Source organism: Fructilactobacillus carniphilus (assembly GCF_024029675.1).
In the GTDB taxonomy this organism is placed as follows: Bacteria; Bacillota; Bacilli; order Lactobacillales; family Lactobacillaceae; genus Fructilactobacillus; species Fructilactobacillus carniphilus.
Genome location: NZ_CP097121.1, coordinates 947,065 through 963,126 on the forward strand (window position 1 = coordinate 947,065; position 16,062 = coordinate 963,126).

At 45.0% G+C, this 16,062-nt stretch carries 10 protein-coding genes, 1 tRNA gene and 3 rRNA genes; 1 reads left to right on the forward strand and 13 read right to left on the reverse strand.

Annotated features, from left to right (window positions below; genetic code table 11):
- Window positions 1-8 precede the first annotated feature (8 nt).
- The 5 genes from M3M37_RS04820 to M3M37_RS04840 form a co-directional block, all read right to left on the reverse strand.
- The gene (locus M3M37_RS04820; protein ID WP_252794558.1) at window positions 9-785 is read right to left on the reverse strand and encodes an ABC-2 family transporter protein; all 777 of its coding nucleotides are present in this window, start codon (window positions 783-785) and stop codon (window positions 9-11) included.
- Window positions 782-1,555, reverse strand: a complete 774-nt coding sequence (locus M3M37_RS04825) for an ABC transporter permease (protein ID WP_252794560.1) — start codon at window positions 1,553-1,555, stop codon at window positions 782-784. Before M3M37_RS04825 ends, M3M37_RS04820 begins: the two co-directional genes overlap by 4 nt.
- Window positions 1,542-2,522, reverse strand: a complete 981-nt coding sequence (locus M3M37_RS04830; protein WP_252794561.1) for an ABC transporter ATP-binding protein — start codon at window positions 2,520-2,522, stop codon at window positions 1,542-1,544. Before M3M37_RS04830 ends, M3M37_RS04825 begins: the two co-directional genes overlap by 14 nt.
- Before the next feature lie 138 nt (window positions 2,523-2,660).
- The gene (mscL, locus tag M3M37_RS04835) at window positions 2,661-3,065 is read right to left on the reverse strand and encodes a large-conductance mechanosensitive channel protein MscL (RefSeq protein ID WP_252766314.1); all 405 of its coding nucleotides are present in this window, start codon (window positions 3,063-3,065) and stop codon (window positions 2,661-2,663) included.
- 102 nt (window positions 3,066-3,167) lie between these two features.
- Window positions 3,168-3,240, reverse strand: a tRNA-Thr gene (locus M3M37_RS04840).
- A 90-nt stretch (window positions 3,241-3,330) separates the two neighbouring features.
- Here M3M37_RS04840 and M3M37_RS04845 point away from each other — a divergent pair.
- Entirely contained in the window at window positions 3,331-3,537 is a 207-nt protein-coding gene (locus tag M3M37_RS04845; protein ID WP_252794563.1) for a hypothetical protein, read from the forward strand.
- Between the two features lie 91 nt (window positions 3,538-3,628).
- Here M3M37_RS04845 and rrf read toward each other — a convergent pair.
- The 8 genes from rrf to M3M37_RS04885 all read right to left on the reverse strand — a co-directional run bounded on the left by rrf (window position 3,629) and on the right by M3M37_RS04885 (window position 16,045).
- Window positions 3,629-3,745, reverse strand: a 5S ribosomal RNA gene (gene rrf / locus M3M37_RS04850).
- Window positions 3,746-3,815: 70 nt separating this feature from the next.
- A 23S ribosomal RNA gene (locus M3M37_RS04855) occupies window positions 3,816-6,731 on the reverse strand.
- A gap of 213 nt (window positions 6,732-6,944) precedes the next feature.
- Window positions 6,945-8,520 (reverse strand): 16S ribosomal RNA (locus tag M3M37_RS04860).
- The 16S, 23S and 5S rRNA genes sit together here, the layout of an rRNA operon.
- A 344-nt stretch (window positions 8,521-8,864) precedes the next feature.
- Window positions 8,865-9,635 (reverse strand): DUF4811 domain-containing protein, encoded by a 771-nt coding sequence (locus M3M37_RS04865; RefSeq protein ID WP_252794565.1) that lies wholly within the window; start codon window positions 9,633-9,635, stop codon window positions 8,865-8,867.
- Window positions 9,632-11,113, reverse strand: coding sequence for an MDR family MFS transporter (locus M3M37_RS04870; RefSeq protein ID WP_252794567.1), 1,482 nt, complete (start codon window positions 11,111-11,113; stop codon window positions 9,632-9,634). Before M3M37_RS04870 ends, M3M37_RS04865 begins: the two co-directional genes overlap by 4 nt.
- Window positions 11,114-11,262: 149 nt before the next feature.
- Window positions 11,263-14,034 carry a cation-translocating P-type ATPase gene (locus tag M3M37_RS04875; RefSeq protein ID WP_252794568.1) on the reverse strand — a complete coding sequence of 924 codons (2,772 nt, stop codon included), beginning with the start codon at window positions 14,032-14,034 and terminating at the stop codon, window positions 11,263-11,265.
- A 192-nt stretch (window positions 14,035-14,226) separates the two neighbouring features.
- Window positions 14,227-14,919 (reverse strand): 2,3-diphosphoglycerate-dependent phosphoglycerate mutase, encoded by a 693-nt coding sequence (locus tag M3M37_RS04880; protein ID WP_252794570.1) that lies wholly within the window; start codon window positions 14,917-14,919, stop codon window positions 14,227-14,229.
- A gap of 49 nt (window positions 14,920-14,968) precedes the next feature.
- Window positions 14,969-16,045 carry an AI-2E family transporter gene (locus M3M37_RS04885; protein WP_252794571.1) on the reverse strand — a complete coding sequence of 359 codons (1,077 nt, stop codon included), beginning with the start codon at window positions 16,043-16,045 and terminating at the stop codon, window positions 14,969-14,971.
- Window positions 16,046-16,062 lie beyond the last annotated feature (17 nt).

Here is a 16,062-nt window from a genome sequence, read left to right on the forward strand (position 1 = left end):
GTAACCATTTAATTAGCAGAAACGTAGTGCCTCGTTCCGCGCTGCCATAGGTAAAAGGAAAAAACCAGGAGAAGTACCGTTACGATTACCAGCGGGATGAGCATCCGAACTGCCGTACTTTGTTTGACGGTTACAGTCACAATCCCGTTGGAAAGCGCCAATACCGGTAAAATCGTCGAAAGGATTAGTTGTAACCACCGGGGATAAATCCGCGCCGGACGACTAGCGGCAGAGATTACATCTTCTGGAACCCCGTTTAAGGCGGTTAAATTGTCATACCAAAAAGAAATTTCCACCACGATTTGGTTCAAGGCAAAGACAAACAAAACTCCAACCACGTAAATTACAAAGATTAACCCCCAGGCACTCCAAGACAGCGGGAATCGAGTCAAGAGGAACACCGTCACCGGCATGTAAACCAGCAGATTAACGCCACTGGGAAAGTCGAGTTGCCGCAAAGCATAGTACCAATAACTCGGCAACGGACGTAAGAACAAGTAATCCAAATTACCCTCAATGAGATCGCCCGCTAAGGATTCGTGGGCGCCCACGAACAGAAATTGATAGGTGGTTGTAATCGAAGTTAGGCTCATAATCAAGATTTCATACTGCAGAAAGTTAAGTCCGCCAATGCGATGGGCAAAGGAATAGTACACGAAGCCAGCCGCAATCTCAATCGCCGTAAACATAAACCCAAAGAGCACCACGAGAACCGACGTCATCCGGTAGGTCAAAAAGGTTTTAAAACTTTGTTGGGCTAGCACCCCATATAACCGAAAACTCATACGCCCACTCCTTCAAATTTGTGCAATCCGACCCGAAAGAGCCAGCGACTTAGTCCGACTAGTGCGATTAACCAAACGACGGTTAGCCCCAGATAGAGGAAAAGCAACTGTGGCTGGCGCGAACCCTGTAAGACCGTCTGCACTAAATCACTGGAAACCAGCGCTAGCGGAGAAAAACGTAACCCCTGATAAGCCCAGGTTGGCAACACATCGAGGGGAAACAACAAGCCACCGCAAAATAGATACAGCGCGCTAATTACCGGACGTAACGGCCACATTTGCACTAGCCAAAAGGCCAGTGTTCCCAATAAAAACATGATTTGGTGCCACAAAGCGATGCTCACTAGTGCGTAGAGTAAAATCAGGATTGTGCTAAAGCCCTGCCCGCTCGTTAGAACCACGATAAGTACTCCCAATAAAATAATTAAAACCAGCTTTGCTCCCACAAAGTTACTTAAACTCTCTAAATTCAAGTTAATCGGGCGTAACAATAATGTACTAATTTTCCCCGTTTTAATCTGACGAGCTAAACGAAACAAGGGTTCAAAGGTAAAAATTAAAGATAATAGTCCCGTAAGGATTAAGTATTGCATCATGTGGGTTTGGGAATAACCGTGAATCGTGTTTTGCCCCGATTCCAGGTATAAAGCCCGCCACATTAACAAAGAAAGCCCCACTTGCAATAAGCGAGTCACTAACGAAATGAAAAAATTAGCGCGGTAAACCAGCGAATTCTGAAATCCCAGGACTAAGTTACTAACGTACTTCATTAGACCTCCCCTGCTTGCGAAACATGGAATAAACAACGTCCTCTAAGGAAGGCGTTTCCACCTGCAATTGCTCGAGCGCCGTGGTTTTAAAGGTGATCGTACTATCTCCTTCGGCCGCCCGGACCACGGTTTGGTCGTCACGCTGCGATATCTCTGCGGCCTGTGTCGCCACGATGGCGTGATTTGGACCGTTCTTTAGCGTAATTGGGCGCTGGGGATCCCGAACCGTCTGCATTAACTTAGCAACAGATCCGTCAAACTGAATCCGCCCGTCGAGAAGCAACAACAGCCGATCCGCTACCGCTTCGATATCGTTCATTTGGTGACTAATTAATAAAATGGTCACGTTGTTGGTCTGATTAATCTGATTTAAAAAGGCATGAAATTCACGTTGACTCACAATGTCCATCCCTAAAGTGGGTTCGTCCAAGATCAGCAATTCCGGACCATGTAATAACGTGGCAATCAACTCGAGCTTGGTCCGTTCCCCGAGGGACAATTTTCGGACCGGAACGTTTAACACTGCCTGAAGATGAAACATTTGTACATACTTATCTAAACGGGCTTGATAACTCGGGGTGTCCACCTGATAAATCGTCTTTAGGAGTTTAAATGTATCTAACGCGGGTAAATCCCAGTTTAACTGACTCTTTTGGCCCATCATGACCCCAATCTGCTTTAAAAAACCATAGTCATTGGGGTTCGGGCGTACACCGGCCACCCATAAATTATCAGTATCGGATTGTAAAATTCCGGTCAAGAGTTTAATCAACGTGGATTTCCCCGCTCCATTGGGGCCTAACAATCCGACTTTTTCACCCTGGTTAATGGTAAACGTGATGTCTGTAAGCACCCGTTTTGATTGATAGTGACGGTGAAAAAAGTCTTTCAGGTTATTTTTAAATCCTAATTTCTTTTCAAATAGACGGTATTCATAGTTGAGGTGCTTGGTTTCAATGTAGGCCATTTGAAACTCCTCTCGTCGTGAGGCAATTGTCCTTGCTGCAATAAAAATAAATTGGATTGATTATAATCCTAAAGTCAGCTAAAAACAATGGTAAAAAAAGAGGATCTCGCACTAACCGTGCCGGATCCCACTTTCTAATTATTTAGTTTCTTTCGTTTCCTGACTAGCTTCCGATTGACCTTGTTCTTGTTTTAATAAGGTCACAATTTCTGCCAGATACTGTTCGCTCTTCGGTGTCGTCTTTTCTTTATCTTGCCGCAACCGCATTTTCCCTAAAATTTTCACTATGATGAAAACCACGAACGCAATGATGAAGAAGTTGATGACTGCGTTGAGGAAAACCCCGTAGCGGAAAGTGGCGCCTCCCACTTTAAACGATAGGGAAGAAAGATCAATGTTACCGATGAATAACCCAATTAAGGGATTCAAAATGTTTTTAACTAACGAACTCACAATCCCTGTAAAGGCCGATCCAATGATAACCCCGACGGCCATGTCAATGACGTTCCCCTTGGAGATGAAAGCTTTAAATTCTTTAATCATGTTCACTGCTCCTTTCTTGTTACTACATTCAATTACTTACCCAAACTGCTCATAATTGTCATTAATGCTGCAATTAACTAGTTTTTTACAATTTAGGAACTAAGCCGCATCCGGGATTCGAACCCGGAGTCTTTTCCTTACCATGGAAGTGCTCTACCTATTGAGCTAAAGCGGCACCAATATTTTAACATACTAACAGCTTTTGATTGCAAATAATTTAGTTAATGCTTAAACTAATAGAAAGCTAACTAAAGGAGGGATAAAGATGCCTGATATGGATAAGTTTAAAAAGGATGCCGCTGAAGCTTTTGATAAAGTGAAAGATGGCACCAAAGATGTAATTGACGACACTAAAAAAGGTGCTAAGGATGTCTTTGATAAAGTAAAAGACGGAACTAAAGATGTTGTCGATGACGCCAAAAAAGATAGCAAAAAAGTCGTTGATAAAGAAAAAGAAAAACACGACAAGTAATTCTTTATTAATTAAGGACCTGTAACTACAGGTTCTTTTTTTATTAAATAAAAAAGACACCTTCGAATTGCTTCGAAAGTGCCTTTACTGCGCGTGGCAACGTCCTATCCTCGCAGGGGGCGATCCCCCAACTACTTTTGGCGTGCTAAAGCTTAACTGCTGTGTTCGGCATGGGAACAGGTGTATCCTTTAGGCTATCGCCACCACACTTTGAGTGAACTTCGTTCCCTCAAAACTAGCTAATATTATTTCCTGCTGAGTTTCCATTCTGCTTTTCCTTGGTTAAGTCCTCGACTGATTAGTATTAGTCCGCTTCACGTATCGCTACGCTTCCACTTCTAACCTATCGACCTGATCATCTTTCAGGAGTCTTACTTCCATATAGGAATGGGAAATCTCATCTTGAGGCGAGTTTCACACTTAGATGCTTTCAGCGTTTATCTCATCCATACATAGCTACTCAGCGGTGCGCCTGGCGGCGCAACTGATACACCAGCGGTATGTCCATCCCGGTCCTCTCGTACTAGGGACAGCTCCTCTCAAATTTCCTGCGCCCGCGACGGATAGGGACCGAACTGTCTCACGACGTTCTGAACCCAGCTCGCGTACCGCTTTAATGGGCGAACAGCCCAACCCTTGGGACCAACTACAGCCCCAGGATGCGATGAGCCGACATCGAGGTGCCAAACCTCCCCGTCGATGTGAACTCTTGGGGGAGATAAGCCTGTTATCCCCAGGGTAGCTTTTATCCGTTGAGCGATGGCCCTTCCATACGGTACCACCGGATCACTAAGTCCGACTTTCGTCCCTGCTCGACTAGTCAGTCTCACAGTCAAGCTTGCTTCTGCCTTTACACTTACAGAATGATTTCCAACCATTCTAAGCAAACCTTTGAGCGCCTCCGTTACTATTTAGGAGGCGACCGCCCCAGTCAAACTGCCAACCAGACACTGTCTCCGAGCACGATGAGTGCTCAGGGTTAGAGTGTTCACATAGCAAGGGTAGTATCCCACGGGTGCCTCCACCGAGACTAGCGTCCCGGTTTCAATGGCTCCTACCTATCCTGTACAAGCTATGTAAACACCCAATATCAAGCTACAGTAAAGCTCCATGGGGTCTTTCCGTCCTGTCGCGGGTAACCTGCTTCTTCACAGGTATCTTAATTTCACCGAGTCTCTCGTTGAGACAGTACTCAAATCGTTACGCCTTTCGTGCGGGTCGGAACTTACCCGACAAGGAATTTCGCTACCTTAGGACCGTTATAGTTACGGCCGCCGTTTACTGGGGCTTCATTTCGAGGCGTCGCCGAAGCTAACCTTTCCACTTAACCTTCCAGCACCGGGCAGGCGTCAGCCCATATACTTCATCTTACGATTTTGCATAAACCTGTGTTTTTGATAAACAGTCGTTTGAGTCTTTTCACTGCGGCTGACCTGACGGTCAGCACCCCTTCTTCCGAAGTTACGGGGTCATTTTGCCGAGTTCCTTAACGAGAGTTCTCTCGCTCACCTGAGGATCCTCTCCTCGACTACCTGTGTCGGTTTGCGGTACGGGTAGTTAATTACTCACTAGAAGCTTTTCTCGGCAGCGTGACATCGGTTGCTTCTCTACTTTAATTTCGATCCTCATCAACGCTTGTCAATCCGGTCAGAAGCCTTTCACTCCTTACCTGACTTACGTTTTAAACATCCTTTTCCAGCCGGATGCTCAACCTAGCCTTCTGCGTCCCTCCATCGTTCCAACATAATTAACTAGTACAGGAATCTCAACCTGTTATCCATCGCCTACGCTTCTCAGCCTCGGCTTAGGTCCCGACTAACCCTGGGTGGACGAGCCTTCCCCAGGAAACCTTAGTCATTCGGTGGACCAGATTCTCACTGGTCTTTCGCTACTCATACCGGCATTCTCACTTCTAAGCGCTCCAACAGTCCTTCCGGTCTGCCTTCATTGCCCTTAGAACGCTCTCCTATCACGCAACGTAGTTGCGTCCGCAGTCTCGGTAATATGCTTAGCCCCGGTAAATTTTCGGCGCAGAATCACTCGACTAGTGAGCTATTACGCACTCTTTAAATGGTGGCTGCTTCTGAGCCAACATCCTAGTTGTCTAAGCAACTCCACTTCCTTTTCCACTTAGCATATATTTAGGGACCTTAACTGGCGGTCTGGGCTGTTCCCCTTTCGACGATGGATCTTATCACTCATCGTCTGACTCCCGGACATAAATCAATGGTATTCGGAGTTTATCTGAACTCAGTAATCCAAGACGGACCCCTCGCTCAAACAGTGGCTCTACCTCCATGATTCTAATTCCGAGGCTAGCCCTAAAGCTATTTCGGAGAGAACCAGCTATCTCCAAGTTCGTTTGGAATTTCACCGCTATCCACACCTCATCCCAGCACTTTTCAACGTACACGGGTTCGGACCTCCGGTGCGTATTACCGCACTTTCATCCTGGACATGGATAGATCACCTGGTTTCGGGTCTACGGCAACATACTAATTCGCCCTCTTAAGACTCGCTTTCGCTACGGCTCCGCTTTTTCGGCTTAACCTTGCATGCAACTGTAACTCGCCGGTTCATTCTACAAGAGGCACGCCATCACCCCTTAACGGGCTCTGACTGCTTGTAGGCACATGGTTGCAGGAACTATTTCACTCCCCTTCCGGGGTGCTTTTCACCTTTCCCTCACGGTACTGGTTCACTATCGGTCACTAGGGAGTATTTAGCCTTGGGAGATGGTCCTCCCGGATTCCGACGCCGTTTCACGTGTGGCGCCGTACTCAGGATCCTGAACTGAGGGAATTCAATTTCGCTTACGAGACTATCACTCTCTTTGGTGCAGCTTCCCAGCTGCTTCAGCTATTAAATTCTTTTGTAACTCAAATGTTCAGTCCTACAACCCCGAACCACGAAGGTTCGGTTTGGGCTATTCCCAGTTCGCTCGCCGCTACTTTGGGAATCGAAATTTCTTTATCTTCCTGTGGGTACTTAGATGTTTCAGTTCCCCACGTCTGCCTCTATCTAGCTATTAATTCACTATATAGTGATTAGTCATTACACTAATCGAGTTTCCTCATTCGGAAATCTCCGGATCACAGCTTACTTACAGCTCCCCGAAGCATATCGGTGTTAGTTCCGTCCTTCATCGGCTCCTAGTACCAAGGCATTCACCATGCGCCCTTTCTAACTTAACCTATAATCCGACGGATTATAAATTATTGAGTTTAGCGATTAAACACATTAAAAAACTCAAATTACACAATGGTTTTCTCGGTTAAAATTATATCAATCAATATAATTCTTACAGAAAATAATATTATCTAGTTTTCAAAGAACTAAGTTTGAGAGTAATCCTCTCAAAACTAAACAAGACTTTGATCGGTGTAAGGTTCCGTATTATTCCTTAGAAAGGAGGTGATCCAGCCGCAGGTTCTCCTACGGCTACCTTGTTACGACTTCACCCTAATCATCTGTCCCACCTTAGGCGGCGGACTCCAAACGGTTATCCAACCGACTTTGGGTGTTACAAACTCTCATGGTGTGACGGGCGGTGTGTACAAGACCCGGGAACGTATTCACCGTGGCATGCTGATCCACGATTACTAGCGATTCCAACTTCATGCAGGCGAGTTGCAGCCTGCAATCCGAACTGAGAACGGCTTTAAGAGATTAGCTTGACCTCGCGGTTTCGCAACTCGTTGTACCGTCCATTGTAGCACGTGTGTAGCCCAGGTCATAAGGGGCATGATGATTTGACGTCATCCCCACCTTCCTCCGGTTTATCACCGGCAGTCTCTCTAGAGTGCCCAACTCAATGCTGGCAACTAAAGACAAGGGTTGCGCTCGTTGCGGGACTTAACCCAACATCTCACGACACGAGCTGACGACAACCATGCACCACCTGTCATTCTGCCCCCGAAGGGGACACCTAATCTCTTAGGCTAACAGAAGATGTCAAGACCTGGTAAGGTTCTTCGCGTAGCATCGAATTAAACCACATGCTCCACCGCTTGTGCGGGTCCCCGTCAATTCCTTTGAGTTTCAACCTTGCGGTCGTACTCCCCAGGCGGAATGCTTAATGCGTTAGCTTCGGCACTGAGAGGCGGAAACCTCCCAACACCTAGCATTCATCGTTTACGGCATGGACTACCAGGGTATCTAATCCTGTTTGCTACCCATGCTTTCGAGCCTCAGCGTCAGATGCAGACTAGACAGCCGCCTTCGCCACTGGTGTTCCTTCATATATCTACGCATTTCACCGCTACACATGAAGTTCCACTGTCCTCTTCTGCACTCAAGTTTCCCAGTTTCCGATGCACTTCTTCGGTTAAGCCGAAGGCTTTCACATCAGACTTAAAAAACCGCCTGCGCTCGCTTTACGCCCAATAAATCCGGACAACGTTTGCCACCTACGTATTACCGCGGCTGCTGGCACGTAGTTAGCCGTGACTTTCTGGTTAGATACCGTCACGCCGTGAGCAGTTACTCTCACAGTCGTTCTTCTCTAACAACAGAGTTTTACGAGCCGAAACCCTTCTTCACTCACGCGGCGTTGCTCCATCAGACTTTCGTCCATTGTGGAAGATTCCCTACTGCTGCCTCCCGTAGGAGTATGGGCCGTGTCTCAGTCCCATTGTGGCAGATTACCCTCTCAGGTCTGCTACGTATCATCGCCTTGGTGAGCCATTATCTCACCAACTAGCTAATACGCCGCGGGTCCATCCAAAAGCACTAGCGCAAAGGCCAGCTTTCAAACTAAAACCATGTGGTTTTAGTTGTTATACGGTATTAGCATCTGTTTCCAGGTGTTATCCCCTACTTCTGGGCAGGTTACCCACGTGTTACTCACCAGTTCGCCACTCGGTCCGATCTAAAGTCAAATCCGTGCAAGCACTTCATTTCATTTAGGAGACCTCGTTCGACTTGCATGTATTAGGCACGCCGCCAACGTTCGTCCTGAGCCAGGATCAAACTCTCATTTTAAATGAGAACTTTACTAGCTCTACTTTATTATTTGTTTCTTAAGCGAATTGACTTCGCAAATGTTTAATTTTTAAACGCTAGTTTAAAAATTCCTTACACTTTTTGTAATCAAAATCTTGTTCAGTTTTCAAAGAACTACTTTACACACTTCTTTAGTGCATTAATAATCATATCGTGATTACGAGTAAATGTCAAGCAAGAATTAATTAAATTCAAGTGATAGCATTAATCTTCGTAACGCGCATTTCCTAATATACAAGCAAAGCTGAAGAAGGTCAAGCGCAATTATAAAATTAATGAATTTTGCCTAAAGAAAAACCACCCTTAGTTGAGTGGTTTTAAAATTATTTTAAATTCATTTCATGAGCGACTTGTTGAACTAGTTTCTGTTGAGCTTCCTGTTTCATCTGTTCCTGAAATTCAGTCTGCCACTTCTTCATTAACTTCTGGCGCTGTTGCTCAGAAAGCTGTGGGTTCTTCTGCATTTCGGCTTGCATTTTACCCTGAATGTACTGTTGCGCTTGTTGCTTGACCGCCATTTGGGCATTCGGATCCTGTTGCTGCTTTTGTAATCCAGCCGTTGCTTGCTTCATCCGCTGGCCAAATTCCTTCGCCTGTTTTGGCGTCATTACCAAGTAATCGTTTGCAACGTAAAAAGTATTCGTCCGTTTAATGAACGTTTCCTTTTGCGCTAAGCCAAACATCATCCGGTAAAAGCCATTCTTGTAAACCCATTCTTGTTTCTGGGTTACCAATTTATTCTTGGTCCCTTCGTGATGAATGATGTTTTTCGTATTAATTGCTGGAGTGGTCGTCGGTTTCTTTTGACTTGCGCTCTTCTTATAGATCACAACCTGTTCCTTACCCTGCTTACCAAGCTTTTGGTAAAGAACCATGTTCATCTGTTTGTTAATGGAATTAAATGACTGCGTGGTTGTAACCGTTGCTTTCTTCATTCCTAAGTGATCATGAAAGTTACCAATAATACTCAAAACCGTCAAAATCACCAATAATCCGGCAATGGCGCCCGTTAAATTCGCAATTTTTTGATTCGAAATTAAATTGAAACACAGGAAGAACGCCAGAACCGTTCCAATTAAAATTACAAAAATCATTCTGCGTCTCCCCCTTTCGTGGTTGCTTTCTGACTAACCCGTCCCTTTTTCAAAGCGAAAGCTAATCCAAAGGCAATTAATGCAATTAAAAAGGCAATTCCAAAGGTGGCGGTGTATCCCTTTAAGGTTGCAGAAATCGCTAAGTCCCGAAAATGGATGGGGTCGTTAATCTTCAACGTGTTGCTAGGCATGTTGTTGCTCGTCACGTTCGACAAGATGGAAACCATCACTGCCGTCGCGATCGATCCACAAATTTGCCGAATCGTATTGTTAACCGCCGTTCCGTGACCCATCATCTGGACTGATAATGAGTTCATCCCAGAGGTCGTCACGGGCATCATTACCATTGCAACCCCAAACATTCGGACCGCGTACAGCACCATAATGTAGGCATTGGAAGTATCCTCCGTTAAGAACATAAATGGAAAAGTTCCTACCGTTAAGAGGAACAACCCGCAGATTGCTAACCGGCGAGCTCCATACTTATCAAAGAGCTTCCCAGTAATCGGGCTCATAATCCCCATCATCAAAGCTCCCCCTAACAGGGTTAACCCAGAATGAAAAGCGGACATCCCCTTCACAATTTGCAAGTAGAGGGGCAATACCATTTCCACCCCAATCATGGCCATGAAAGAAACAGAGGCCAGCGAAGTGGATAAACTAAATTCAAATGATTTCAACACCCGGAGGTCCAAGAAAGGATGTTCAATGGTCAACTGTCGCCAAATAAAGAAGGCCACAAAAATCGCTCCGATTACCAACGACCAAATGACCGTTTTACTTCCCCAACCGTCGTTTCCAACGCTCGAAAATCCGTACAAAGTGGAGCCAAATCCAATCGTAGAAAGAACTAACGAAATGTAATCTAGCTTAGATTTATGGGTGGGAAGTACCGGTTTAATGAAAAATAGTCCGGCCACTAGCACAAAGGCCGCAATTGGGATGATTAAACTGAAAATCACCCGCCAGGAGTAGTTATCAATAATCCATCCAGACAGAGTGGGACCAATCGCTGGAGCTAGTCCAATGACGATTCCCCCCATCCCTAACGCAGCTCCCCGTTCGTTAGCCGGGAAGATGGAAAGCAAGATGGTCTGCATCAACGGCATAATTACTCCAGCCCCGACCGCCTGCACTAGTCGCGCGATAAAAAGCACGCTAAAAGTGGGAGCAGTCGCCGCCAGAATCGTTCCAATTTCAAAAATTAACATGGCTCCTAAATACAGCCACTTGGTGTTCATGCGGCTTGTCAGCCAGGCACTAACTGGAATCAAAATCCCGTTAACCATCATGAATCCCGTCGTCAGCCACTGAACAGTGGACGTACTAACGTGAAACGCATTCATCAAAGTGGGAAATGCGGTTCCTAAAATCGTTTGATTCAAAACGGTCACAAAGGCCCCCACCAGTAATAATAGAACAAACATCGTTCGATTATACGGGTTTCCGTTCGCATCAACGGTCTGTTTTGCGCTCATTGAAATCCCTCCATTTATTTTTTAAAGTCTACCAGTTACTATACGAGCATCATCAACCCTTGTCAAGTAAGCTAACAAAGATTTGACAAGCAAAAAAAGAACCCCCCAATTCGTGAGATTCTTTCTCGGTTTCCGTTCAGGATTAACTTTTATTGATTTGTACCCTTCATCGTCTTTCTGACAATCCATTTTCTTAACTCATCGATTAAGATTAACGGAATCGGGATACAAATTAAGAATAACCAGTCATGAAGACTAAGATCTGCCGTACCAAAGAGCCCGTGAACAAACGGGACATAAACTAAGAAGGCCAGCAAGCAGATTTCAAAAGCAATTCCCCATAAAATCCGGTGGTTGGAAAAGATTCCCACCTTAAAGAGGGAGTTCCGTTGCGTTCTGATGTTCAAAACATTGGCCACCTGACAAAAAACAATCGCAGCCAATGTCATGGTTGTCGCTACCATGTAAGTGTTCCCACTGGCAGCTAAAGCAACGTGCGGCCAACCGTGTTGCCAGTTTACAAAGAAGTAAGCAAAGGTGGAAATGGCAGTCGCAATTAGCCCATAGTAACCAAAGCTCTTCCAAATGATGGTTTTGTTTAGCAGGTGATCAGTTTCTTTGCGCGGCGGACGTTCCATGATTCCCGGTTCACTTTGTTCCGCTCCGAGCCCTAAGGCCGGTAACATATCCGTTCCTAAATCAACCGTTAAAATTTGCATTACCGTCAGTGGTAGTGGAATGGCTCCCCCTGAAAGTAAAAAAAGAATTGATGGAAATGCTTCTGGAACGTTACTAGTAAAGATGTAGAGCAGGAATTTTTGAATGTTACTGTAAACCGTCCGCCCTTCTTCGATTGCATTCACGATTGAAGCAAAGTTATCGTCGGTTAAAATCATATCCGCAGCATCTTTGGCGACGTCGGTTCCCGTCACTCCCATGGCAATCCCGATGTTAGCTTTCTTCAGGGCGGGAGCATCATTTACTCCGTCCCCCGTGGAAGCCACCACGTCACCATTAGCCTGACACATGGAAACAATCCGGTATTTATCCTCTGGAGCAACCCGAGCAAAGATGACCTCACCCTTTACGGCTGCTCGGAGTTGATCATCACTTAGCTGCTTCATTTCTTCCCCGGTAATCACCCGGGCTGCATCGGAAACAATGCCAATTTTAACGGCAATGCTTTTGGCAGTGAGAGTACTGTCACCAGTAACCATGATGATTCTAATTCCAGCGGTATGACATTTTCGCACGGCTTCATAGATTTCTTCGCGCGGTGGATCTTGCATTGCTGCTAATCCCACGAAGGTTAAATGTTGTTCCGTGTTAGCGGGCGTTGCATTGTCAAAGTTAGTAGCATCCGTTGTCGTGTAAGCAAATGCCAACGACCGCAGTCCCTGCGCCGCGTAATCCCGGTTAGCTTGATCAATTTGTGCCTTATATTCGGGTGTCAATGGTTCGACTTTGCCGTCAATCAGAATCGTATCACAAACTGTGATTAAGTTAGACAGGGCTCCCTTAGTATAAACATAGGTTTTGCCGTCTTGCTTCTTTTGAATCGTTGTCATCATCCGCCGGGTCGAATCAAACGGTAATTCTTTCAACCGCGGTGAATCTTGCAAACGGTCAGCTAAATTCAATCCGGCTTTAGCGGTCAAAATGTTCAGTCCGGCTTCAGTTGGAGTCCCTAAAATTTTAGGAGCATCACCGGCGTTTTTCGGTTTCTGAATCTTAGTATCGTTATTCAATAGAGCAATGTCTAACAGTAAATTCAAGTCAGGATAGTTTTTCAAATCCACATCTTGATTCTGAAACTGAATTTTCCCGTTGTTGTAATATCCCGTTCCGGTTACCGTAAATTCTTGATCTGGTAACCAAATGTGGTTCACGGTCATTTGGTTTTGCGTCAGAGTCCCAGTCTTATCCGAACAAATGACGTTAGTTTCCCCGAGGGTTTCCACGCTGTCCAAGCTCTTCAAAAGCGCATGCCGCTTGGCCATCACCTGGGTTCCGTGAGCTAATGACAGAGTCACGGTCGGTAATAATCCTTCCGGAATAAATGCCACAATCATTCCCAGGGCAAAAATGAAGGATTTGGCCACGGGATAGTGAACGAAGAAAATGGCTAGAATGAAGAATGCCAGTCCAATTGATAGTGACAAAATCGACAATTGTCGAGTCAAGTGGTTTAATTCTTGGGTCAATGGTGAATCCGTCTTCTTCTGGTTTTGTGTTAAGCTGGCAATCTTACCAAATTCGGTATTCATCCCCGTTTCAATGACCATCACGGTAGCGGTCCCACTCGTTACCACGGTTCCCGCAAACACAATGTTTTGAATCGCAAACTGACCATCACTGTGCTTGTATTCAACAAATTTGTCCACGGGCACGGATTCTCCGGTTAAGGCCGACTCATCGACCTGCAGCGAAGAACTCGTTAGCACCCGCGCATCGGCAGGAATGGCGTCTCCTGCCTGTAACTCAACTAAATCACCAGGCACAATGTCTTCGGCAACTAGTTGGGTCTGTTTTCCATCCCGAATGACGTTCACGTAGCTTGGTAACAACTTACTGAGTGCGTCGGTCGCTTTTTTAGCTGCTCGTTCTTCCCAATAGGAAAATAGACCATTAATAATGTTCACAGCCCAAATGGCAATTCCAAGTTCGGGTGTTCCAGCAAAAAAGGCAATAATTCCTGAGACCCAGAGCAAGCAGGCCATCAACGAAACAAAGTTTTTCAAGAAATTAAGGAGCTCATTTTCTTGCTTCCCCTTTTGAATCACATTTTTTCCGACCGTTGCCAGTTCTTTTTGTGCCACTGTGGCAGTTAAACCAGTTTGCGCTGATGAATTTAAATCCTTGGTTAATTCATCTACTGATAATTGCGCATACTGATCAGCAGTTAATTTATCGTTTGGCATCTTACTCACCCCATTCTAAAAATTTTTGTAAATCATGAACATATCCTTAGCTTACATCATTTTCAACCTTTGTTTAAGCTCTTTTCTCTGATTACTAAATTAGTGCCAGTAATTACCCGCAACAATCAGGACTTTCCTTAATCATTGCAACAAAAAAGTGCAGCTAAGTACATTAGCCACACTTCATTAAAATTATTCACCTAATTTTTGCTTGCTAACCACGTTTAAGTTGGAATCAATGTCGTACACAATTGGTTCCCCAGTTGCAATTTCAACGTCCATGATGTCTTCGTCAGAGATGTTCTCAATGTACTTCGTTAATGCTCGTAAAGAGTTACCGTGGGCAGCAATGATTACGTTTTTGTTGTCTAATAACATTGGAGCAATGTGGTCTTGCCAGAATGGAATTACCCGTTCCAACGTAACCTTCAAGTTTTCTCCAGCTGGGATGGTCCGTGGGTCCAAGTCAGCGTAACGACGATCCTTAGTTGCGGATCCTTCATCGTCAGCACTTAACAGAGGAGGCAACACGTCGTAGGAACGCCGCCAAATGTGAACTTGTTCGTCACCATATTTTTCTGCAGCTTTAGCCTTGTTCTTTCCTTGTAAATCACCGTAGTGCCGTTCGTTTAAACGCCAGGTTTTCAGTTCTGGAATCCAAAGTTGATCACTTTCATCTAGAGCATAGTGTAAAGTCTTAATGGCCCGTTTTAAAACAGACGTGTAAGCTTGGTCAAATTCTAAACCAGCATCAGCAATTAACTTGCCGGCGTTTTTAGCTTGTTTAACCCCTTCTTCACTTAAGTCCACGTCTACCCAACCGGTAAACTTGTTTGCTAGGTTCCATTCACTTTGTCCGTGTCGGATTAAACATAATTTAGCCATTGTTTTAAACCTCTTTCAATTTATTTAGTTAACTCGCTTTTATCATACATCATTTAAGGTGCTTTTTTAAGTTCTTTTTTAGAGCCTGTGAATCTAACTTCGGTAACAGCGGGTGATCAACCTTTTTAACCCCAAAGACATCAAGGAAGAAGGTAAACACCGGAACCGAAACAATTAATCCCCAGGTTCCCCAGAAGTGTTCTCCCACCAGTAACACCACGAAGGTATAAAAAATGGGAAGCTCGGTCTTCGACGACATAAACTTGGGATTCAAAACGTACGCTTCTAACATGTGGACCACCGCAATGATAATCACGATGTAAATTACGTACTTAATTCCCCCCACCGTATAGGCAGAAATCGACAGTGGAATTAACGAAATAATCACTCCCGCCACCGGGACTAAACTCAAGAGAAAAATCATAATGGCAAAGATGACTAAGTCCGGCATTCCTAAAATTGCCAAGCAAGTCGTCGTCAACACTGTATTACAAATGGCAATAAAGAACTGTGCCTCTAGCACTACTCCAAAGGTCTTAACAAAGATGTTTCCAAAGTAGGCAACGTCCTGGAAAAACCAGCCAAAGGTGCTTGATAAAAACTTACGGGAAAATTCCTCGGTTTGCTTAAGTTCTAACGTGAAGAAAAAGCTCAACAAGAGCGAGATAAACATTGAAAAGCCGATGTTTCCCACACTCGTTACGTAACTCCAAATTACGCCCATACTATCCTTTAACTGCTTTGGGACGTTCACGGAGTGCATCAAACTAACCACTGCGTTTCTAATCTGGGGATTCTGAATCGTATGAGGTCGTTGGTAAAACTTATAGATTGCCTTTGAGTACTCCACGCCTTGATCAATGATGGTCGGTAAATACAGCACGGCTGCCAGCACGATGCCTCCGACAATTAGAAGATACAAAGCGATGACCAGGATGGGAGTCGGAATTTTGATTCGCTTTCTAATCCACAAAACTGCCTTCGTCACTAGAAACGTAAAAATGAACGTTAGCAAAATGGTGGTAATCATTTCCCGGCAAACGTAAATCAGAGCAATCAATAGCAGCAGGACCACTGTCCGTCGGAGTTGAACGTTCTTTAAAAAGTTTTGCCAATGATTCTCCATCTTTAAATTCTCTCCAT

Bases quoted from the DNA above. Each gene is read 5' to 3' on its own strand.
- M3M37_RS04885 (WP_252794571.1), bottom strand. From the start codon at position 16,045: ATGGAGAATCATTGGCAAAACTTTTTAAAGAACGTTCAACTCCGACGG.
- mscL (WP_252766314.1), bottom strand. From the start codon at position 3,065: ATGATTAAAGAATTTAAAGCTTTCATCTCCAAGGGGAACGTCATTGAC.
- M3M37_RS04865 (WP_252794565.1), bottom strand. From the start codon at position 9,635: ATGATTTTTGTAATTTTAATTGGAACGGTTCTGGCGTTCTTCCTGTGT.
- M3M37_RS04845 (WP_252794563.1), top strand. From the start codon at position 3,331: ATGCCTGATATGGATAAGTTTAAAAAGGATGCCGCTGAAGCTTTTGAT.
- M3M37_RS04875 (WP_252794568.1), bottom strand. From the start codon at position 14,034: ATGCCAAACGATAAATTAACTGCTGATCAGTATGCGCAATTATCAGTA.
- M3M37_RS04870 (WP_252794567.1), bottom strand. From the start codon at position 11,113: ATGAGCGCAAAACAGACCGTTGATGCGAACGGAAACCCGTATAATCGA.
- M3M37_RS04830 (WP_252794561.1), bottom strand. From the start codon at position 2,522: ATGGCCTACATTGAAACCAAGCACCTCAACTATGAATACCGTCTATTT.
- M3M37_RS04880 (WP_252794570.1), bottom strand. From the start codon at position 14,919: ATGGCTAAATTATGTTTAATCCGACACGGACAAAGTGAATGGAACCTA.
- M3M37_RS04820 (WP_252794558.1), bottom strand. From the start codon at position 785: ATGAGTTTTCGGTTATATGGGGTGCTAGCCCAACAAAGTTTTAAAACC.
- M3M37_RS04825 (WP_252794560.1), bottom strand. From the start codon at position 1,555: ATGAAGTACGTTAGTAACTTAGTCCTGGGATTTCAGAATTCGCTGGTT.